Raw genomic sequence first — 18,468 nt, 5'->3', positions numbered from 1 at the left:
GGCGCCTCAGGCGCCGAAGCTGGAGCGGAACTGCGCCGCCCAGCGCCCCTCCAGCAGTGCCATCACCCAGAGCGCGCGGAAGCTGGTGATGCGCAAGCCATCGGCGCGCAGCCGCGTCCATTGCACATCCAGATGCACCTTGTCCGGGGCGGCGGCGACCGGGCGGCGGAAGTCGCAGACCGAGCGGTGCCACTCGGCACCGAGGCGGTTGCGGGATTGCGCCATGTAGCCGGCGATATCCTGCCAGACCGTCACCCGGCCGCCGGCCAGCCGGTAATGCGGGAAATGCAGCGTCTCCGCCAGGGCCGCGGCATCGCCGGCATTGAGCGCCGCGAGGAAGCGGTCGAGCGTGGCGATGGCCTCGGCCACCGCGGCGGGATGCGCGGCGGGATCGAAGGGGTCGGTCATGCGGGGCGTTTCCTTGTTGCGGGGCCGGATTGCGGGGCCGGGCCGGGGCTGCCCAGGCTGGCGCCCCGGCGGTTCCGGGTCTAGCCTTTCCGTCCCGGCGGAGACCGGGACAGGAAACGGATCAGGGGAGACCAGGCTTGGCCAGTCGCCGCGCCCTGCTCGGTGGCCTCGCCACCGCCGCCATTGCGCCCGGCCTGCGGGCGCAGACCGGCGAATGGCCGCAGGACCGGGTCACGATCGTCACCTCGCTGCCGGCGGGATCCTCGGTGGACATCACCAGCCGGCTCTTCGCCGACAAGCTGGCGCAGCTCTGGGGCAAGCCGGTGGTCATCGACAACCGGGGCGGCGGCAATGGCGTGCTGGCCTGCCAGATGGTGGCGCGGGCGAAGCCGGATGGGCTGACGCTGCTGGCGACCTCGGCCATGACCCATGCCGCCAACCCGGCGCTCTATGAGCGGCTGACCTACGACCCGGTCGGCGATTTCGCCGCGGTGACGCGCTTCGGCAATTCGCCCTTCGTGGTGATGGCGCATAAGGGGCTCGGCACCACCAGCCTCGGCGCGCTGATCGAGCGGCTGCGGGCGGAACCAGGGCGGCACAATTACGGCGAGGGCAGCGTGCCCTCCCGCGTCGCCTCCGAGTTGTTCCGCATGCTGACGGGGGTGGAGTTCACCCATGTCGGCTATCGCGGCAACCAGGCGGGTTTCCCGGACCTGCTGAATGGCCGCATCTCCATGATGTCCGTGGATATCGTCGGCGCCAAGCCGCTGGTGGACCGGGGCGAGGTGCATGCGCTGGCGGTCTCCTACCCCGAGCGCCACCCCGCCGTGCCGGAGGTGCCGAGTTGCCTGGAGGCGGGGCTGCCCGGGCTGCAATTCACCACCTGGTCCGGCCTCTATGCGCCGCGCGCCACGCCGCCGGCGGTGGTGGCGAAGATCCAACGCGATATCCTGGCCGCCTTCCGGATGCCCGATGTGCGGGCGCGGCTGGACCAGATGGGCGGCTCGCGCGAGCCGCCGGCGACACCGGAGGAATTCCAGGCCTTCACCATCAGCGAGATCGCAAGCTGGGGCCGCATCATCCGCGATGCCGGCCTCCGGCTGGAATAGGGAGCAAAGCCATGAACACCATCCCGCATCCGCGCTGGACCGGCCCGCGCTACAAGCACGCGGCGGACGAGGCCGCGCCCTATGAGACCATCACCATCGACAAGCTGACGCCGATCATCGGCGCCGAGATCGGCGGCGTGGACCTGGCCCGCCCCTCCAACCAGCAGATGGACGAGATCCACCGGGCGCTCGCCGAGAACCTGGTGATCTTCTTCCGCGACCAGCACCTGACGCAGGAGCAGCACCTGGATTTCGGCCGGCATTTCGGCGAGCTCCACATCCACCCCGCGGCACCCTCCGAGCCCGGCCACCCCGCGCTGATGATCATCAAGGCCGACAAGGACAGCCCGCGCGCCAATGGCGAGGGCTGGCATTCCGACGTCTCCTGCGACGAGGAGCCGCCGATGGGCAGCATCCTCTATATCCGGCAATGCCCCCCCGCGCGGCGGCGACACGCTGTTTGCCAGCATGTATGCCGCCTATGATGCGCTGTCGGACCGCATGAAAGCCTATCTCGAAGGGCTGACCGCGCTGCATGACGGCGAGGAGAATTACCGCGGCACCTATGCGAATTTCGGCGTGAAGGACAAGCCGGCCTATCCGCGCGCGGTGCATCCGGTGATCCGCACCCATCCGGTGACGGGCAAGAAGGCGCTCTACGTCAACAAGGGCTTCACCCGCCGCATCCTCGACCTGCCGGTGGATGAGAGCACGGGGGTGCTGAACTACCTCTTCGAGCACATGGCCAACCCGCTGTTCCAGTGCCGCTTCCGCTGGCGCGAGAATTCCATCGCCTTCTGGGACAACCGCTGCGCCCAGCACCGCGCCATGTGGGACTACTGGCCGCATACCCGCTACGGCAACCGGGTCACGGTGAAGGGCGACCGGCCGGTCTGAACCCCGGCTTGCGGGGGCGCGACAGCCGCCCCGCTTCCGTCTAGGCTTGCACCCATGCTCATGGGCAAGCGCATCCTCCTGGTCATCGCGGGCAGCGTCGCCGCCTACAAGGCGCTGGAACTGACCCGCCTGCTGCGGCGCGAGGGTGCCGCCGTCACCGGCATCCTCACCGCCGGCGGCGCGCGTTTCGTGACGCGGGAGGCGCTGGCGGGCATCACCGGCCAGCGCGTGCATGACGACCTCTGGGCGGCGGAGGCCGAGATCGGCCATATCCGCTTGGCCCGGCTGCCTGACCTGGTGGTGGTGGCCCCGGCCTCGGCCGATCTCCTGGCGAAGATGGCGGCGGGACTGGCGGATGACCTGGCCAGCACCGTGCTGCTGGCGACCCGCGCGCCGGTGCTGGTGGCGCCGGCGATGAACCCGGCGATGTGGGAACACCCCGCCACGTCAGCCAATATGGCGGCGCTGGTGGCGCGTGGCGTGGGCGTGGTCGGCCCAGGCGTGGGCGAGATGGCGGAGCCGGAAAGCGGCCCCGGGCGGCTGGCCGAACCCGCCGAGATCCTGGCGGCGGTCCAGGCCCGGCTCGCCCCCGCCGGCCTGCCGCTCGCCGGGCGGCATGCCCTCGTCACCTCCGGCCCGACGCATGAGCCGATCGACCCGGTGCGCTACATCGCCAACCGCAGCAGCGGCAAGCAGGGCCATGCCATCGCCGCGGCGTTGGCGGCGCTGGGCGCGCGGGTTACGCTGGTTTCCGGCCCGGTCATGGTGCCGGACCCGCCGGGCGTGACGGTGCGGCGCATCGAATCCGCGCGCGAGATGCTGGCCGCCTGCGAGGCGGCGCTGCCCGCCGATATCGCCGTCATGGCCGCCGCGGTCGCCGATTGGCGGGTGGCGCGGGAATCCGGCCAGAAGCTGAAGAAGGAGCCGGGCGGGGCGGCGCCGACCCTCGCCATGGCACTGAACCCGGACATCCTGGCAACCCTCTCCGCCCATGCGCGGCGGCCCGGCCTGGTGGTGGGTTTCGCCGCGGAGACCGAGCGGGTGGTGGAGCACGCCATGGCGAAGCGCGCCCGCAAGGGCTGCGACTGGATCGTGGCCAACGACGTCTCCGGCGATGTCATGGGCGGCGAGGCGAACCGGGTGCATCTCATCACCGCCATGGGCGTGGAGGACTGGCCGGAAATGCCGAAAGCGGCGGTGGCGGAACGCCTGGCGCAGCGGATCGCGGAGACGATCGCGGAGCCGGGGGGCATGAATGAGATCGCGGTGCTGCGCCTGCCGCATGCCGAGGGCCTGCCGCTGCCCGCCTATGCCACCGAGGGTGCGGCGGGAATGGACCTGCTGGCGGCGGTGACGGAGCCGCTGCTGGTGCCGCCGGGTGGCCGCGCCCTGGTGCCGACCGGGCTCCGCATCGCCCTGCCGGAGGGGCATGAATTGCAGATCCGGCCGCGCTCTGGCCTGGCGCTGAAGCACGGCGTCCTGGTGCCGAACAGCCCCGGCACGATCGACGAGGACTACCGGGGGGGAATTGCAGGTCATCCTCCTGAATGCCGGCACGGAACCCTTCACCGTGGAGCGCGGCATGCGCATCGCCCAGGCCGTGCTGGCCCCGGTGACGCGTGCCGCCTGGCGGGAGGTGGCGGCGCTGCCCGACAGCACCCGTGGCACCGGCGGCTTCGGCAGCACGGGAACGCGCTAGCGCCGATGCCCGCGCCGCCCCATATCGCCGCCATGGACCTCGATTTCACCGATGCCGAATTGCACCGCTACTCCCGCCACATCCTGCTGCAGGAGGTGGGCGCCGAGGGCCAGGCCCGCCTCCGTGCCGCGCGGGTGCTGGTGGTGGGGGCGGGCGGGCTCGGCTCGCCGCTGGCGCTCTATCTCGCAGCGGCGGGGGTGGGCACCATCGGGCTGATCGACCACGACCGGCTGGAACTCTCCAACCTGCAACGCCAGGTGGCGCATACCACCGCCCGCATCGGCCGCAACAAGGCGGAAAGCGCGGCGGAGACGCTGGCTGCGCTCAACCCGGAGACGCGGGTGGAAACCCATGCGGTCCGGCTGGACGCGGAGAGCGCGCAGGAGCTGATCCCGCGCTACGACCTGGTCTGCGACGGCACCGACAATTTCGCCACCCGCTTCCTGCTGGGCGATGCCTGCCACCTGCTCGGCCGGCCGCTGGTCTCGGCGGCGGTGCTGCGCTTCGAGGGGCAGCTTTCGGTCTTCCGCTCGCATCTCGGCCCGCCACATCCCTGCCACCGCTGCCTGCACCCGGAGATCCCGCCGGAGGGGCTGGTGCCGAGCTGCTCGGAAGCCGGCGTGCTCGGCGCCGTCACCGGCGTGATGGGCACCTTGCAGGCGACCGAGGTGCTGAAGCTGATCCTCGGCATCGGCGAGACATTGTCCGGCCGGCTGCTGCTCTGGGACGCGCTGGATGCACGGTTCCGCACGGTGCGGCTGCGGCGCGACCCGGAATGCGCGCTCTGCGGGGAGGATGCCTCGATCGCGACCTCTCCCGGCACCGCAACCCCGCGCCGGCGGTCTGCGCCGCGTGAGCATGGCGGCAGGGCCGCCGGCCAGGACCCTCGGCATCCTGCTGCTCTCGGGCGGGCATGAGCGGGCGCATTATGCGCTGGTGCTGGCCGCCGGCGCCGCGGCGCTGGGGCGGGAGGTGGTGCTTTTCGCCACCAATGCCGGCTGCCGGCTGTTCCTCGACCCCTCGCCGCTGCTGGCGGACCCGCGCGAGGCGGCGCTGGAGGCGCGCGGCGTCGCCGGCATCGCCACCTTGCTGCCGGCGGCGGTGGAACTCGGCATCCGGCGCATCGCCTGCGAGGCCGGGCTGCGGGCCGAGGACCTTACCGGCGCGGCGCTGGCGCCGGGGGTGGAAGTGGCGGGGGTGGCAACCTTCCTTGCGGCACTGGGGGATGGCCAGAGTGTTTCCCTATGACCCGCGCGTGACCAACCATAACTTGACCAGTCGGGGCCAGGCTTGGCATGCGGGGGGGTGTGAACCACCGCCTCCTGCCCGCACTGCTGCTGCCCTGGATGTTGCTCGCCTCCCCGGCGGGAGCGCAATCGAGCCTCGGCCGCCAGACCACGATGCCGCCGCCGCAGCCCCCGGGGGCAGCCGAATCGGCGCCGCAACCGGCACCCTCCCGGCCGGCCGCCCAGCCCTCACGGCCAGCGCAGGGCGCCACCGCCCCGGCACGGCCGCAGGCCGCGGCGCCAACCCCGCCGCGCCCGCCCGCAGCCCCCGCCACGTCCAGGCCCCGCACACCCTCCGCCCCGCCGGTCGTGCAGCCACGCCCCGGCAGCACCAGCGCGCAGCGCCCGGCCGCCGGCCAGGCACCCGTCGGCCAGGGCCGCCGCGCCGCCGGAGCCGCCGCGGGTGCCGCCGCCGGGGCTGCCGCCACCGCCGGCGTTGTCCGGCCGCCGGAACCCGTGGCGCCACCCACCCCGCCCCGGCCGAGCGTTGGCGACGTCACCGGCCTGCCGCTGCCGCGCTTCGCCGCCCTTGGCTCCAGCCAAGTGAACATGCGGATCGGGCCGGATCTGCGTTATCGCGTGGAATGGACCTATCAGCGCCGCGACCTGCCGGTGCAGATCGTGGGGGAACACCAGATCTGGCGCCGCATCCGCGACCCCGAGGGGACCGAGGGCTGGGTCCAGCGCCCGCTGCTCAGCGCCCGCCGCACCTTCCTGGTGCAGGGCGGGGAGCGGTTGCTGCGCCGCCGGCCGGAGGAAGGCGCCCCCGCCGTCGCCCGCCTACAGCCAGGGGTCATCGGCACGCTCCGGCAATGCGAGGCCGGCAGCCCCTGGTGCGAGGTGCGGGTGGCCGATCATCGCGGTTACATCAAGCGGTCCGAGATCTGGGGCGTGACGCCGGACGAGGCGATCAACTAGCGGCCCGATCCTGACGCCTGGTTTCCGGGCGGCAGGTGAATCGGCCCACCAAATCAGGCCGCTGGACGGCCGCCGCCCGATCGCCCTAGCCTCTCCCCATGAGCGACCCCGACCGCACCCCCGCCACCCATGACATGGGCGGCGTCCCCCGCTTCCGCTGCACGCCGGTGGAACGGGACGAGGAACCGCCGGATGCCTTCGGCAAGCGCGTTGATGCGCTGCGCCAGCTTCTGGCCCAGAAGAAGCTGATGACGGTGGACGAGCTGCGCCGCGGCATCGAATCCATCCCCGAGGAGGAATACCTCGCGCTCACCTATTACGAGCGCTGGCTGCGTTCCATCACCACGCTGATGCTGGAGAAGGGCGTGGTGCAGGCGGAGGAGTTGCGCTGATGGCCGAACTCGCCCCCGGCACCCGCGTGCGCGTCAAGGACGACTGGCCGGAGCGCCGCGGCCCCTGCCACATCCGCACGCCGCACTACCTGCGCGGCCGCAGCGGCACGGTGCAGCGCGTGCTCGGCCGCTTCGCCAATCCCGAGGACCTGGCCTTCGCCCGCCCGGCGCCAAAGCGCGTGCTGTATCATGTGCTGTTCGACCAGCCGCCGATCTTCCAGGAAGGCCGCCCCGGCGACGAGGTGCTGGTCGAGATCTTCGAACATTGGCTGGAGCCGGAAAACCCGGCGCAGGAGGCCGCATGAGCCCGCCCGCCCGCCGCGAATCCCTGGCGCAATTGGAAGCGCTGATCGCCGCCCTGAAGGCCAAGGGCATCGTCTCCGAGGAGGAACTCGCCGCCCGCCAGGCCAGCACCGACCGCGCCAGCCCGGAAACCGGCGCCCGCATGGTGGCCCGCGCCTGGCTCGACCCGGAATACCGTGCGCTGCTGCTGCGCGACGGCGCCCAGGCCGCGGAGCGAATGGGGGTTTCCATGGCCGGCGCCCCGCCGCTCGGCGTGCTGGAGGATACGGCGGCGCGCCATCACCTGGTGGTCTGCACCCTGTGCAGTTGCTACCCGCGCGCCGTGCTCGGCTACCCGCCGCATTGGTACAAATCCTTCGCCTACCGCTCCCGCGCCGTGCGCGACCCGCGCGGCGTGCTGGCGGAATGGGGCACCGTCCTGCCGGAGGGCATGGAGATCCGCGTGGTGGACAGCACCGCGGATTACCGCTGGATGGTGCTGCCCATGCGCCCCGCCGGCACCGAGGGCTGGAGCGAGGACCAGCTCGCCGCCATCGTCACCCGCGATGCGCTGGTGGGCGTGGCGCTGCCGCAACAGCCGGCCGCGGCTGCCGCCTGAAAGCCCTGGCGCGGCGGAACCGGAAGGACCAAGCCGATGAACGACTTCGCCGCCGTCTTCGCGCTGACCCAGAGGAGCCTGGCCGAGCAGTCCCGGCTCTACGACGAATACGGCCGCGGCAACCGTGCCGCGGTGCTGGATGCACTGGCGGAGGATGTGGTCTGGACCTCGGTGGCGGGGCCGGAGATCCCCTGGGGCGGCACCCGTCGCGGCCGCGCCGGGGTGGAGGACTACTTCGCCCGACTGGACGCGGTGCTGCGGATCACCGGCTATGCGGTCGAGCAGGTGATCCCGGAGGGCGAATGGGTCACCATCATGGCCCGCGGCCGTGCCCGCTTCCTGGCGACGGGGGCCGAGCTTGAGCTCCCCAAGGTCGATATCATGCGCATCCGCGACGGGCGCATCCTGGAATTCCGTGAATACTACGATACCGCCGCGGTGCTCGCCGCGCTCCACCCGCCCGCTCCCGGTGGCGGCAGCTAACTTCCCATCGCAGAATCCCGGCCGGCGGTAGCACGCGGGGCCTTGGCAGAAAGCACCAGGCGCTCCAGCCGCGCATGACCCAGCACGACCCTTCGGACGGATTGCCGACGCCGCGCCGCTATGCCGCGATCCTCGCCATCCTGCTCTCCATCGCCATGACGGTGCTGGATGGCACCATGCTGGGCGTGGCGCTGCCGGGCATCGCGCGCGACCTCGGCGTCTCCCCGGCGCGCGCCACCTCGCTGCTCAATGCCTATCAGTTGACAGTCGTGACCACCCTGCTGCCGCTGGCCTCGCTGGGGGAGACGCTGGGCTTCCGCCGGGTCTTCCTGACGGGGTTCGGGATCTTCGGCCTGGCCTCGCTCGGCGCCAGCCAGGCCCCGGATTTCGAGGCGCTGCTGGCCTGCCGGGTGATGCAGGGGCTCGGCTCCTCCGCGGTGATGAGCCTGACCGGCGGGCTGATCCGGTATACCTACCCGGCCAGCCAGCTCGGCCGGGCGATCGGCTTCAATGCCATGGTGGTGGCGGTCTCCAGCGCCTCGGCGCCCTCCCTTGCCGCGGCGATCCTGGCGCTGGCGCCCTGGCACTGGCTGTTCCTGGTGAATGTGCCGGTGGCGTTGGTGGGGCTGGCGATCGGCATCCGGGCGCTGCCGGACCCGCGCGGCAGCGGGCGGCGCTTCGACCTGCCCGGGACGGTGCTGAACATCCTGGCCTTCGGCCTGTTCTTCCTCGGCCTCAACCTGCTGCTGACGGCAACCGCAACGGCGCTGCCGCTGATGGCGGCGGGGCTGGGGGCCGGCTTCTGGCTGGTGCGGCGGCAACGCACCCAGCCCGCGCCGCTGCTGCCCTTGGACCTGCTGCGCATCCGCGAGGTGGCCTTCGCCGTCGGCGCCTCGGTCTGCGGCTTCGCCGCCTGGTATGCGAGCTACCTGGCGCTGCCCTTCCTGTTGCAGGCGGCCGGGCGCAGCCAGGTGGAAACCGGGCTGCTGATGACGCCCTGGCCGCTCGCCATCGCCATCGCGGCACCCTTGGCCGGGCACCTGTCGGACCGGGTGCCGAGCGCGCTGATCTGCGCCGCGGGCATGGGGCTGATGGCGACCGGGCTGGCGCTGCTGGCGGTGCTGCCGGCCGCCGGGGAAACCCTGCTGCTCGGCAGCGTGGTGGCGCTCTGCGGCACCGGATTCGGCGCCTTCCAGACGCCCAACAACCGCACCATGCTCTCGGCCCCGCCGAAATCGCGCAGCGGCGGCGCGGGGGGCATGCAGGCGACGGCGCGGCTGCTCGGCACCACGCTTGGCACCACCACCCTGGCGCTGGCCTTCCAGATCGCGGGACCGGGCGGGCCGCGTCTGGCGCTTGGCGCCGGCGTCGGCTTCGCCCTGGCGGCGGCGGGGCTCAGCCTTTCGCGACGGCGGCGGCGCTGAACGCATGGGCTGGCAGCCTGGGTTGCAGGATCGGGCTGCGGCGCGGCGCCGACACCATTGGTAGAAAATTAGCCCGCAATATACTACGATGGTGGCGAAACAAGCCGCAGGCGCGGCGTGATGGCCGTACCCGCCGAAGGCCAGGTCAGGACAGACCCGCATGACGTTCCGCCCTGGCAGCCGCAATCCCCGATGGGCCAGCAACGCGGCGCTGGTGCGGGCCGTGCCTACTGGTTCAGGCTTTGCCGCGGCTCCCGGCCCGGTTGCCACGGCCCCCTCCATCATCGGTGCCGCCCGGTGGTGATGCGCCTGGGACTGTGGCGTGGCGTGAGCATCCGGGCGCGCATCGCTGCGCTGCAGACCTTGGTTGTGCTCGCCGTCCTGCTGATGGCGGGCGAGGCGGCGTTGCTCATCTCCATGACGGACTGGCATTCCAGGCGGGTCCGGCTGGCCCGGCTGCAATCGCGGCGACGGCCGAGGTCACCGGCAATGCCCATCGCTATTCCGAGCAGCTTGGGGAGCTTCTGCTGCTCGGGAGCGCGCAGCTCCAGGAACTGCACGATGCCCGCGCCGATCTGGAGCGCGGCTTCGCCGACTTGGAGCGGGTCACGGCGGCAGGGGTCGAATTCTTCGTGGCCGGCGGCGAGGATCTGGAACAGGAACTGCGGGAGCAGCGGCGGCTGGAAGTGGTCTGGAGACTCTATCGCCAGGTGGACCGTGCGGCCGAGCGGGTGCTCGCCCTGCGGTCCGAGGGGCGGCAGGAACAGGCCGTGGCGCTGTTCCGCGACGAGATCGAGGAACGCCTGGATGCCGAGCTGGACCGCCTGCTCGCGGAGGCCCTGGCGGAGGTGCGCAGCGAGGTGGCCGAAGCCGAGGCCATGGCGACCTGGCGGCGCCACCAGATGGCCTGGACCACCGGCCTGGTTTCATTGCTCGCGCTCGGCGCCACGCTGCTGGCGGGCTGGCAATTGCGCCGTTCGCTGATGCAGCCGATCGCCGCGCTGGCCGAGGCGGCGGCGGCGATCGGCGCCGGCGACCTCGGCCGCCGGGTCGCGGGCGAGGTCAGGAACGGGGGAGAGCTGAGTGCGCTCGCCCTGCGCTTCGATGCCATGGCGATGGAGCTCGGCACGCAGCGCGAGGCGCTGCTCCGGGCCCGCCATGGGCTCGAGGAGGAAGTGCGGCGGCGCACCCTGGAGCTGGAGGAAGCGAATCTCCGGCTGCGGCAGGTGGACCATACGCGGGCGCGGTTCCTGGCGGATCTGAGCCACGAGTTGCGCACGCCGCTGACGGTGCTGCGCGGCGAGGCCGAGCTTGCGCTGCGTGGCCGCGCCCCGCCCGGCATGGTGGAGCGCGCGCTCGAGATGGTGGTGCGGCAGGCAACCCTGATGGACCGCCTGGTCGGCGACCTGCTGTTCCTGGCACGCTCCGAGGCGGAGATCACCGCCTTCGCGCCCGAGCCCGTCGCGTTGCAGGATGTGGTGGCGGAGGCGGTGGAGGAGGGCGCGGCACTGACAGGCCGCAGGCCCGAGGATTTCCTCGACGGCGAATGGCCGGAGGAGCCGATCCCGGTCGATGCCGATCCCCAGCGCCTGAAGCAGGCGGTCCTGATCGCGGTGGAGAATGCGCTGAAATACGGCGATGCGGCGGCGCCGGTGCAGGTCCGCGTCACGGTGGCCGAGCCCGGCTGGGCGGAGGTGGCGATCGCCAATACGGGGCCGGGGCTCGCCCCCGAGGAACTCGACCGGGCTTTCGAAAGGTTCTTCCGCGGCCGCAACGCGCGGTCCTGCCGGGCCGATGGCAGCGGCCTCGGCCTGTCGATCGCGAAGTGGATCATCGAGCGGCACGGCGGCGGCATCTCACTGCGCAGCGCGCCGCAAGGGCCGACCGAGGTCCGGCTGCGCCTGCCCATAATGGCGGATGGTCTGGGGAATGGCGAGGATACTGCTGGTCGAGGATGATCCGCGGATCGCGGATTTCGTGCAGCGCGGCCTGGAGGCCGAGGGCCATCTCGTGGAGGTCGCCAGCGACGTTCCGGATGGATTGGCGCGCGCGCTTGCGGCCGATCACGACCTGCTCGTGCTCGACCGCATGCTGCCCTCGGGCGACGGGCTCGGGCTCTGCCGGGCGCTGCGCGGGCGGGGCCTGACCACGCCGGTGCTGCTGCTGACGGCGAGGAACGCGCTCAGCGACAAGATCGAGGGGCTGCGCGGCGGGGGCGCCGACGACTACCTCACCAAGCCCTTCGCCTTCGACGAGCTGGTCGCCCGCGTGGAGGCCCTCGTGCGGCGGGGGCGCATCGCGGCGGGCCCGGGTCCGGAGCCGGCGCTCCGCGTCGGCGACCTGGAATTGGACCCGAGGACACGCCGCGCCAGGCGGGGCGGGCGGGAGATCGAGCTGACCGCGAAGGAATTCGCGCTGCTCGAATTCCTCATGCTGAGCAAGGGCCAGGCCGTAAGCCGCTCCCGGTTGCTGGCCAATGTCTGGGGCTACGGCTTCGATCCCGGCACGAAGGTCGTGGATGTCTATATCCGCTACCTCCGCCAGAAGCTGGACGAGGGCGAGGCGATGCCCCTGATCCATACGATGCGGGGCTTCGGCTACCGGCTCGCCGCCGAGCCAGCGGCGAGGGCCACTGCCGCGCAACCCTCCGGATCCGAGCGATAGGCCAGCCCTCCCGTATCGCCGGGCCCTGCGGTTGGCGGTACGCGCAGCGTAGGGTTGTGGTGTGGCCGTGCGGGGTCTGGGCGAGTGGCGCCAGGCGGTTGCAGGACTCTCTCCAAGTTCTAACCATTTCCTTACCGTTCTATCGGAAATCACCAACTCCTGGATGATCCAGGTTGGGACTCCCGGCCCGCCAAGGCTCTTGCCTGGCAAGATTGCCCCTTTCGGTAGAGTCTCTGCGCAGGAAATCACCCGTTAAGGTTGCATAGCGGCTCGGAATCTTCCGATGCCGATCCATCCGGCGCAATTTGGTCAACTTCTGATCTATGTCGAAAATTTAATGCCAATGTCGTGAATCACAAAAATCCACCGCCCCCCGTATCAATCGGCAGGCAATCGGCGACGGAAATGAAGGTCAACCCTCACGGGTAGAAGCACCAGCAAGCATGGAGTGCGGGGTAACCGCCGAAATTCGGAACGATTTACAAAACAGGCCGAGTATGAAGGTCTGAATGTTCTGTCTTTTTGCGGAGCCCTTTGGCCAGTTTGGCCAATCCCTCCATCGCTGCTCAGGTTCTTGCCTTCCCAACCATCCGCCCGAGGCAAGCAATAGCCATTGCTTCATTGGCAATGCGCCGGGAGAGGACAGAGACAATGGTGAACATCGTCAAGCACGACCTCCAATTTATCTTGCAGCAGATCAAAATTGCGGAGGCACATGCGGCCGGTGGCGACCTGGCCTCCTTGGTCGGCGACCCGCTTCTGCCCTATGGGCTGCGCACCGTGGATGGCAGCTACAACAACCTGATCCCCGGCCGCGAAGATTGGGGCGCCGCCGACCAGCCGTTCAAGGAACTGCTCACCCCGGCCTATCGGAACGAGGGCGACGACAGCATCGCGTTCGGCCCGGGCAGCGTGCTGACCAACAACGACTACGGCGCATCTGCGCCCACCCGGGACGTGGCTGATGCCGACCCCCGGATCATCTCCAACCTCATCGTCGACCAGACCGCCGCCAATCCTGCGGCGCTCGCTGCCATGAGCGGTGACGCCTTCAGGATCGACCACGACGGCAATCCCGACACGCCGGACCTGGTGTTCCTTCCGAACGTCTCGCCCGATGAGGGGCTCTCCTCCCCCTTCAACGGCTGGATGACGCTGTTCGGCCAGTTCTTCGACCACGGCCTCGACCTCGTCACCAAAGGCGGAAACGGCACGGTCTATATCCCGCTGCAGCCCGACGACCCGCTCTATGTGCCCGGCGGCCATACCAATTTCATGGTGCTGACGCGCGCGTCGGAAGACCCGGTCAACAGGACGACGCCCTGGATCGACCAGAACCAGACCTATGGTTCGCATGCCTCGAAGCAGGTCTTCATGCGCGAATACATCTTGGGGCCGGAGGGCAAGCCCATCGCCACGGGCAATTTGCTCGAAGGCAGCAAGGGTGGCCTCGCCACCTGGGCGGACATCAAGGAGCAGGCCCGGGAAGTCCTCGGCATCGAGCTGACCGACCTCGATATCGGCAACATCCCGCTGATCGTCGCCGATGCCTATGGCAACTTCATCCCCGGCGCCAATGGCTACCCGCAGCTTGTCACCGGCCTCGGCCCGGACAACCTGTTCGGGACCGCGGATGACGTGCTGACCGAGGGCAATCCCTCCAGCCCGGTGGATCCGAGCGCGCTCGGCGCCTTCCGCACCGGCCATGCCTTCCTCGACGATATCGCGCACAACGCGGTGCCGGTCACCAAGGGCGATGGCACACTGGCCGCCGATGCCGACAGCGAAGCCGGCAATGCGGGCCTTCCGACCGACCTCTTCGGCAACAAGCTCGCCTACGACAACGAGCTGCTCGACGCGCACTACATCACCGGTGACGGCCGCGGCAACGAGAATATCGGCCTCACGGCGGTCCACCATGTCTTCCATTCCGAGCATAACCGCCTCGTCGAGGAGACCAAGAAGCTCGCCCTGGAATCGGGCGATCTCGACTTCCTCAACGAGTGGCTGCTCGTCGACGTGGCTACGATCCCGGAGACGGAGGCAGACAGGGCGGCGCTGGTTTGGGACGGCGAGCGCCTGTTCCAGGCCGGCCGCTTCGTCAATGAGATGGAGTACCAGCACCTCGTCTTCGAGGAATTCGCCCGCAAGATGCAGCCTGACATCGACGCGTTCGTGTTCGAGCCGTCGGTCGATATCGATCCCGCCATCACCGCGGAATCGCGCATGTCGTCTATCGCTTCGGGCACTCGATGCTGAACGAGGACGTGGCGCGGATCAGGATGGTGGACGGCAAGCCCGTCGAGGACGACATCGGGCTGATCCAGGCCTTCCTCAACCCCCTCGAATCGACAATGCCGGGACGGCGGACCAGGCGGCCGGAGCGATCATCCGCGGCATGAGCCGGCAGGTCGGCAACGAGATCGACGAGTTCGTCACGCCCGCGCTCCGCAGCAACCTCCTTGGCCTGCCGCTTGACCTCGCCGCGATCAACATCGCCCGCGGCCGCGATGCCGGCATGCCTTCGCTCAACGCGGCGCGTGAGACGTTCTTCGAGGCGACCAACGATACGCAGCTCAAGCCTTATGAGAGCTGGGTCGACTTCGCGATGAACCTCAAGAACCCGGCCTCGATCATCAACTTCATCGCGGCCTACGGCACCCATGCCACGATCGCCGGCGCGACGACCCTCGATGGCAAGCGTGCGGCAGCCACCAACCTGGTCCTGGGCGGCACCGGAGCGCCATCGGACCGGGTCGATTACCTGAACAGCACCGGCGCCTGGGCCGGCAAGGAAACCGGGCTCGACCTCATCGATTTCTGGATCGGCGGCCTGGCCGAGAAGAAGATGTCCTTCGGCGGCATGCTCGGCTCGACCTTCAGCTTCGTCTTCCAGATGACGCTGGAAAGCCTGCAGGACGCCGACCGGTTCTACTACCTGTCACGCGCCCAGGGCCTCAACCTGCTCAACGAGCTGGAGGGCAACTCCTTCGCCAAGCTCGCGATGCGCAACACCGACCTCGGCGACGACGGCGCAACGGCCCTGCCCGCAGACCTGTTTGCCGCGGTGAGCATCATCCTCGAGATGGACAAGTCGAAGCAACTCGGCGAGGACCCGACGCGGACCCCGGCGAATCCGGTGCTCGACGCGCTTGCGCCGCTCGTGGTCCGCAAGGACCTCGACGGCGACGGCAACACGGATTTCATTGCATACAACGGCCTCGATCACGTCGTCATCGGCGGCACGGAGGAGAATGACACCATTATCTCCGGCGGTGGCGACGATGCGGTCTGGGGACGTGGCGGCGATGACTACCTCGAGGCCGGCTACGGCGTGGACAAGGTCCATGGCGGCGACGGCGACGATATCATCGTCAATGCCGGCACCGATATCGGCTTCACCGACATGCTGCATGGCGAAGCCGGAAACGATGTCATCCATGGTGGCAGCGGCCTCGCCCTGGTCTTCGGCAATGAGGGATCGGATTTCCTCGTCGCCGGTCCGGATGGCAAGCAGGTCTTCGGCGGTACCGAGGGTGACTTCATCCTGGGCGGCAGCGGCGGTGACTTCCTCCTCGGCAACGAGGGCGATGACTGGATCGAGGGCGGCGACCGCTTCGATACCTTGGCGGGCGACAATTCCCGAACTGTTCTTCAACAGCACCATCATCGGCCACGACGTCCTCAACGGACAGAGCGGCGACACCGACTACGACGCCGAATCGGGCGACGACATCATGTTCCAGGGCGAGGGCATCCAGCGTAACAACGGCATGGCCGGCTTCGACTGGGCGATCCACAAAGGCAACAACCAGGCTGCCAACTCCGACCTTGGCATCCCCATCTTCGTCAACCAGGAGCAGTTCATCCTGCGTGACCGCTTCGACCTGGTGGAGGGCCTGTCGGGCTGGGTGCATGACGACACCCTGATCGGCAGGGCCTTCGTCACCGGCGCCATCGGAGAGGCGGGGGGGGTGGTGCGGCCATCCCCGGGCCGAATGCACCGCTTGCCTCCTACTCGAACGCGCTCCTGGAATCGGGCGTGGCCCGGATTGCGGGCCTGCGCGAGCTGGTCAGCCATCTGGATTGGGATGAAAGCAATCCGGATGCCATTGTCATGGACACCAGCGATGCCTCGGACATCCTGCTGGGCGGCGCCGGCAACGACACGATCGAGGGCAAGGCCGGCAACGACATCATCGATGGCGATGCCTGGCTGAATGTGCGGATCAGCGTGCGGGACAGGAACGACCCCGACAAGGAGATCGCGTCTGCCGACAGCCTTTCCGAGCTTCAGGCAAGGATCTTCTCAAGGGAGATCAACCCGGGCCAGCTTGTCATCGTCCGGGAGATCCTGGATGGCGGCGAGGAGGGTGACATCGACACGGCCGTGTTCTCCGATCTCCGCGTGAACTACGATGTGATCAAGAACTCCGACGGCTCGGTCACCATCGTGCATGCCCGCGGCACGCAGGCCGATGGCACGGATACGCTGCGGAACATCGAGATGATGCGCTTCGCCGACGGCGACTTCGTGCTGAACCGGCCGGTGTCGGGCTCCGCATCCATCGATATCGCGGCACCCACGAAAGGCCAGGCGCTGACGGCCCTGACCGCCGGGATCATCGACCTCGACGGCCTTGTGGATGTTGCCTTCACCTACCAGTGGCAGGCCTTCGACAATGCAGCCTGGGTGGATATCGCGGGGGCAACGGGCGCATCCTTCATGCCCGGCCAGGCGCAGATCGGCCAGCAGCTCCGGGTCGCCATCACCTTCGTCGACAATGGCGGCATGACGGAGCGGGTCATCTCGGCACCGACGGGAACGGTCGGCGACCGGTTCGTCGGCCTCGGCAACACGGCCGACAACGTCACACTGACCGGCTTCAACGACATTGCCTTCGGCAACAACGGCAATGACACGCTGAATGGCGGCGATGGCAACGACACGCTCTATGGCGGCAATGCGCAGGACCTGCTGAATGGCGGTGCCGGCGCGGATTGGATGGAGGGCGGCCTCGGCAACGACACCTACATCGTCGATGATCTGGGCGATGTCGTGATCGAGCGTGCCGGTGAAGGCAGCACGGACAGGGTCGAGACCACGCTGTCGAGCTATACCATAGGCAGCAATGTCGAATACCTCGTCTACTCCGGGTCCGGGAATTTCACCGGCTTCGGCAATGCCGATGCCAACCGGATCTGGGGCGGCACGGGCGACGACACCCTGGACGGGGGGCGATGGCGCGGATACGCTGATCGGCGGGGCCGGCAACGACCGCTACATCGGCGGCGCCGGCAACGACCTGCTCACCGGCGGGGCCGGCAACGACATCTTCGTCTTCGGGGCAGGCTTCGGGCATGACCAGGTCACGGCCTTCGACTCCAACCCCGCCGGCGGCCAGGATCTGCTCGACATCTCGGCGCTCGGCATCACCGAGGCCACCTTCGCAGGGGTGTCGGTTGTCCAGGCCGGAGCCGATACGCTGATCACCATCGCCGGCAACTCGATCACGCTCGTCGGCGTGGGCGCGAGCACCATCACCGCGAGCGACTTCATCCTCGCGGCCTGAAGCGGCCAGACGGCTTCCGGGCCGCCAGGCTCGGAAGCCGCATCGACTGGCCAGCACGGCAAGCCCAGCCGATGCGGCACCTGCCGCGGGATGGCCCGTCCGTTCGGACCGTCCCGCGGCGTATGGGCCGAGACCACCGGGCAGCGCAAAAGCCTGGCAGCCGCCCTCCTGGCGACGGCACATGAAGAGAAAGGGAACCTGCAATGTCACTCAGTCGGGCTTTCCGCAGCACTGTGCGGGACCGTGCCGACCGCGACCCCACCTTCCGGGCAGCGCTCTATCAGGAGGCCGTGCGGGCAATCATGGAAGGCGACCTGCCAACTGCGAAGGCGCAGCTACGCGACTACATCAACGCGACTGTCGGCTTTGCCCATCTTGGGCAGGCGCTGGGCATCCCGGTGAAATCGCTGATGCGGATGTACGGTCCGAGCGGCAATCCGCGTGCCGACAACCTTCTTGCGGCGCTCGCCAGGCTCAAGGCGGATACGGGGCTGGCGGTGCGGGTGGATGCCATCGCCGTGCCTTGGCAGACACAGCCCGGCAAGCCCATCCGTGATTGGCAGCGGGAATGCCGGAAAAACTGAGGCCGATGCCCGACTCTGCGGCCTTGCGGTTTGATGCGGGGGCCGGGTAGGCCGCTGCCGATGAGGCGGCAACGCTGGGGCCCGGTGCTCCGAAATGGCTTGCACGGCTGTGAAGACTGGAGCGGCATGA

General features: G+C 69.4%; 21 protein-coding genes and 2 pseudogenes. 21 read left to right on the top strand and 2 right to left on the bottom strand.

Features of this window, described 5'->3' with window-relative positions; genetic code table 11:
- Window positions 1–6: 6 nt before the first annotated feature.
- A complete protein-coding gene (locus KSF81_RS04705) occupies window positions 7–408 on the bottom strand; it encodes a hypothetical protein (RefSeq protein WP_217377994.1) in 402 nt (133 codons plus the stop codon).
- Window positions 409–545: 137 nt separating this feature from the next.
- Here KSF81_RS04705 and KSF81_RS04700 point away from each other — a divergent pair, with 137 nt between their 5' ends.
- The 13 genes and pseudogenes from KSF81_RS04700 to KSF81_RS04645 all read left to right on the top strand — a co-directional run bounded on the left by KSF81_RS04700 (window position 546) and on the right by KSF81_RS04645 (window position 9,517).
- Window positions 546–1,517: a tripartite tricarboxylate transporter substrate binding protein gene (locus tag KSF81_RS04700; protein ID WP_217377993.1), complete on the top strand. Its 972-nt coding sequence runs from the start codon at window positions 546–548 to the stop codon at window positions 1,515–1,517.
- An 11-nt stretch (window positions 1,518–1,528) separates the two neighbouring features.
- The gene (locus tag KSF81_RS04695; RefSeq protein ID WP_217377992.1) at window positions 1,529–2,002 is read left to right on the top strand and encodes a TauD/TfdA family dioxygenase; all 474 of its coding nucleotides are present in this window, start codon (window positions 1,529–1,531) and stop codon (window positions 2,000–2,002) included.
- Complete coding sequence (locus KSF81_RS04690) at window positions 1,986–2,414, top strand: TauD/TfdA family dioxygenase (RefSeq protein WP_217377991.1); 429 nt, start codon at window positions 1,986–1,988, stop codon at window positions 2,412–2,414. The genes KSF81_RS04695 and KSF81_RS04690 overlap by 17 nt, the downstream gene beginning before the upstream one ends.
- 54 nt (window positions 2,415–2,468) lie before the next feature.
- Window positions 2,469–3,653 (top strand): annotated as a pseudogene (coaBC, locus tag KSF81_RS04685) (bifunctional phosphopantothenoylcysteine decarboxylase/phosphopantothenate--cysteine ligase CoaBC); the annotation flags it as partial.
- Between the two features lie 12 nt (window positions 3,654–3,665).
- A pseudogene (gene dut / locus KSF81_RS29095) lies at window positions 3,666–4,113 on the top strand (dUTP diphosphatase).
- 5 nt (window positions 4,114–4,118) lie between these two features.
- Entirely contained in the window at window positions 4,119–5,030 is a 912-nt protein-coding gene (locus KSF81_RS04680) for a ThiF family adenylyltransferase (protein WP_375293301.1), read from the top strand.
- Window positions 4,972–5,361, top strand: a complete 390-nt coding sequence (locus KSF81_RS04675; RefSeq protein WP_217381566.1) for a DsrE family protein — start codon at window positions 4,972–4,974, stop codon at window positions 5,359–5,361. The genes KSF81_RS04680 and KSF81_RS04675 overlap by 59 nt, the downstream gene beginning before the upstream one ends.
- A gap of 347 nt (window positions 5,362–5,708) precedes the next feature.
- Window positions 5,709–6,317, top strand: a complete 609-nt coding sequence (locus KSF81_RS31275; RefSeq protein ID WP_217377990.1) for an SH3 domain-containing protein — start codon at window positions 5,709–5,711, stop codon at window positions 6,315–6,317.
- A gap of 98 nt (window positions 6,318–6,415) precedes the next feature.
- The gene (locus KSF81_RS31865) at window positions 6,416–6,709 is read left to right on the top strand and encodes an SH3-like domain-containing protein (protein WP_217377989.1); all 294 of its coding nucleotides are present in this window, start codon (window positions 6,416–6,418) and stop codon (window positions 6,707–6,709) included.
- Window positions 6,709–7,014: an SH3-like domain-containing protein gene (locus KSF81_RS31860; RefSeq protein ID WP_375293300.1), complete on the top strand. Its 306-nt coding sequence runs from the start codon at window positions 6,709–6,711 to the stop codon at window positions 7,012–7,014. The genes KSF81_RS31865 and KSF81_RS31860 overlap by 1 nt, the downstream gene beginning before the upstream one ends.
- Entirely contained in the window at window positions 7,011–7,610 is a 600-nt protein-coding gene (locus KSF81_RS04655) for a nitrile hydratase subunit alpha (RefSeq protein WP_217377988.1), read from the top strand. The genes KSF81_RS31860 and KSF81_RS04655 overlap by 4 nt, the downstream gene beginning before the upstream one ends.
- A 36-nt stretch (window positions 7,611–7,646) precedes the next feature.
- Window positions 7,647–8,093 (top strand): nuclear transport factor 2 family protein, encoded by a 447-nt coding sequence (locus KSF81_RS04650; RefSeq protein ID WP_217377987.1) that lies wholly within the window; start codon window positions 7,647–7,649, stop codon window positions 8,091–8,093.
- Window positions 8,094–8,167: 74 nt separating this feature from the next.
- The gene (locus KSF81_RS04645) at window positions 8,168–9,517 is read left to right on the top strand and encodes an MFS transporter (protein WP_217377986.1); all 1,350 of its coding nucleotides are present in this window, start codon (window positions 8,168–8,170) and stop codon (window positions 9,515–9,517) included.
- A gap of 281 nt (window positions 9,518–9,798) precedes the next feature.
- On the opposite strand, the gene KSF81_RS04640 is transcribed toward KSF81_RS04645, so the two are convergent.
- Window positions 9,799–10,077, bottom strand: coding sequence for a hypothetical protein (locus KSF81_RS04640; protein ID WP_217377985.1), 279 nt, complete (start codon window positions 10,075–10,077; stop codon window positions 9,799–9,801).
- A gap of 36 nt (window positions 10,078–10,113) precedes the next feature.
- Between KSF81_RS04640 and KSF81_RS04635 the strand changes: the two genes are divergently transcribed.
- The 8 genes from KSF81_RS04635 (at window position 10,114) to KSF81_RS04605 (ending at window position 18,338) form a co-directional block, all read left to right on the top strand.
- Window positions 10,114–11,475, top strand: a complete 1,362-nt coding sequence (locus KSF81_RS04635; protein ID WP_217377984.1) for a cell wall metabolism sensor histidine kinase WalK — start codon at window positions 10,114–10,116, stop codon at window positions 11,473–11,475.
- Entirely contained in the window at window positions 11,447–12,181 is a 735-nt protein-coding gene (locus KSF81_RS04630; protein ID WP_217377983.1) for a response regulator transcription factor, read from the top strand. Before KSF81_RS04635 ends, KSF81_RS04630 begins: the two co-directional genes overlap by 29 nt.
- A gap of 651 nt (window positions 12,182–12,832) precedes the next feature.
- On the top strand, window positions 12,833–14,440 hold the full coding sequence (locus tag KSF81_RS04625; RefSeq protein WP_217377982.1) for a peroxidase family protein: 1,608 nt from the start codon (window positions 12,833–12,835) through the stop codon (window positions 14,438–14,440).
- Window positions 14,340–15,947, top strand: coding sequence for a peroxidase family protein (locus KSF81_RS04620; RefSeq protein WP_256444304.1), 1,608 nt, complete (start codon window positions 14,340–14,342; stop codon window positions 15,945–15,947). Before KSF81_RS04625 ends, KSF81_RS04620 begins: the two co-directional genes overlap by 101 nt.
- Window positions 15,919–16,401 carry a hypothetical protein gene (locus KSF81_RS04615; RefSeq protein ID WP_217377980.1) on the top strand — a complete coding sequence of 161 codons (483 nt, stop codon included), beginning with the start codon at window positions 15,919–15,921 and terminating at the stop codon, window positions 16,399–16,401. Before KSF81_RS04620 ends, KSF81_RS04615 begins: the two co-directional genes overlap by 29 nt.
- Window positions 16,299–17,546 (top strand): calcium-binding protein, encoded by a 1,248-nt coding sequence (locus tag KSF81_RS04610; protein ID WP_217377979.1) that lies wholly within the window; start codon window positions 16,299–16,301, stop codon window positions 17,544–17,546. The genes KSF81_RS04615 and KSF81_RS04610 overlap by 103 nt, the downstream gene beginning before the upstream one ends.
- Complete coding sequence (locus KSF81_RS31270; protein ID WP_309139702.1) at window positions 17,437–17,754, top strand: hypothetical protein; 318 nt, start codon at window positions 17,437–17,439, stop codon at window positions 17,752–17,754. The genes KSF81_RS04610 and KSF81_RS31270 overlap by 110 nt, the downstream gene beginning before the upstream one ends.
- A 302-nt stretch (window positions 17,755–18,056) precedes the next feature.
- Entirely contained in the window at window positions 18,057–18,338 is a 282-nt protein-coding gene (locus KSF81_RS04605) for a hypothetical protein (protein ID WP_217377978.1), read from the top strand.
- Window positions 18,339–18,468: the final 130 nt, after the last annotated feature.

Source organism: Siccirubricoccus sp. G192, assembly GCF_019084075.1.
In the GTDB taxonomy this organism is placed as follows: Bacteria; Pseudomonadota; Alphaproteobacteria; order Acetobacterales; family Acetobacteraceae; genus G192.
The sequence above is the reverse complement of the archived record's forward strand: the minus strand, read 5'-3'. Positions and strand labels throughout refer to the sequence as shown.

Bases quoted from the DNA above. Each gene is read 5' to 3' on its own strand.
- KSF81_RS04705 (WP_217377994.1), bottom strand. From the start codon at position 408: ATGACCGACCCCTTCGATCCCGCCGCGCATCCCGCCGCGGTGGCCGAG.
- KSF81_RS04695 (WP_217377992.1), top strand. From the start codon at position 1,529: ATGAACACCATCCCGCATCCGCGCTGGACCGGCCCGCGCTACAAGCAC.
- KSF81_RS04690 (WP_217377991.1), top strand. From the start codon at position 1,986: ATGTATGCCGCCTATGATGCGCTGTCGGACCGCATGAAAGCCTATCTC.
- KSF81_RS04680 (WP_375293301.1), top strand. From the start codon at position 4,119: ATGCCCGCGCCGCCCCATATCGCCGCCATGGACCTCGATTTCACCGAT.
- KSF81_RS04675 (WP_217381566.1), top strand. From the start codon at position 4,972: ATGGCGGCAGGGCCGCCGGCCAGGACCCTCGGCATCCTGCTGCTCTCG.
- KSF81_RS31865 (WP_217377989.1), top strand. From the start codon at position 6,416: ATGAGCGACCCCGACCGCACCCCCGCCACCCATGACATGGGCGGCGTC.
- KSF81_RS31860 (WP_375293300.1), top strand. From the start codon at position 6,709: ATGGCCGAACTCGCCCCCGGCACCCGCGTGCGCGTCAAGGACGACTGG.
- KSF81_RS04655 (WP_217377988.1), top strand. From the start codon at position 7,011: ATGAGCCCGCCCGCCCGCCGCGAATCCCTGGCGCAATTGGAAGCGCTG.
- KSF81_RS04650 (WP_217377987.1), top strand. From the start codon at position 7,647: ATGAACGACTTCGCCGCCGTCTTCGCGCTGACCCAGAGGAGCCTGGCC.
- KSF81_RS04645 (WP_217377986.1), top strand. From the start codon at position 8,168: ATGACCCAGCACGACCCTTCGGACGGATTGCCGACGCCGCGCCGCTAT.
- KSF81_RS04630 (WP_217377983.1), top strand. From the start codon at position 11,447: ATGGCGAGGATACTGCTGGTCGAGGATGATCCGCGGATCGCGGATTTC.
- KSF81_RS04625 (WP_217377982.1), top strand. From the start codon at position 12,833: ATGGTGAACATCGTCAAGCACGACCTCCAATTTATCTTGCAGCAGATC.
- KSF81_RS04615 (WP_217377980.1), top strand. From the start codon at position 15,919: ATGTTCCAGGGCGAGGGCATCCAGCGTAACAACGGCATGGCCGGCTTC.
- KSF81_RS04610 (WP_217377979.1), top strand. From the start codon at position 16,299: ATGGACACCAGCGATGCCTCGGACATCCTGCTGGGCGGCGCCGGCAAC.
- KSF81_RS04605 (WP_217377978.1), top strand. From the start codon at position 18,057: ATGGAAGGCGACCTGCCAACTGCGAAGGCGCAGCTACGCGACTACATC.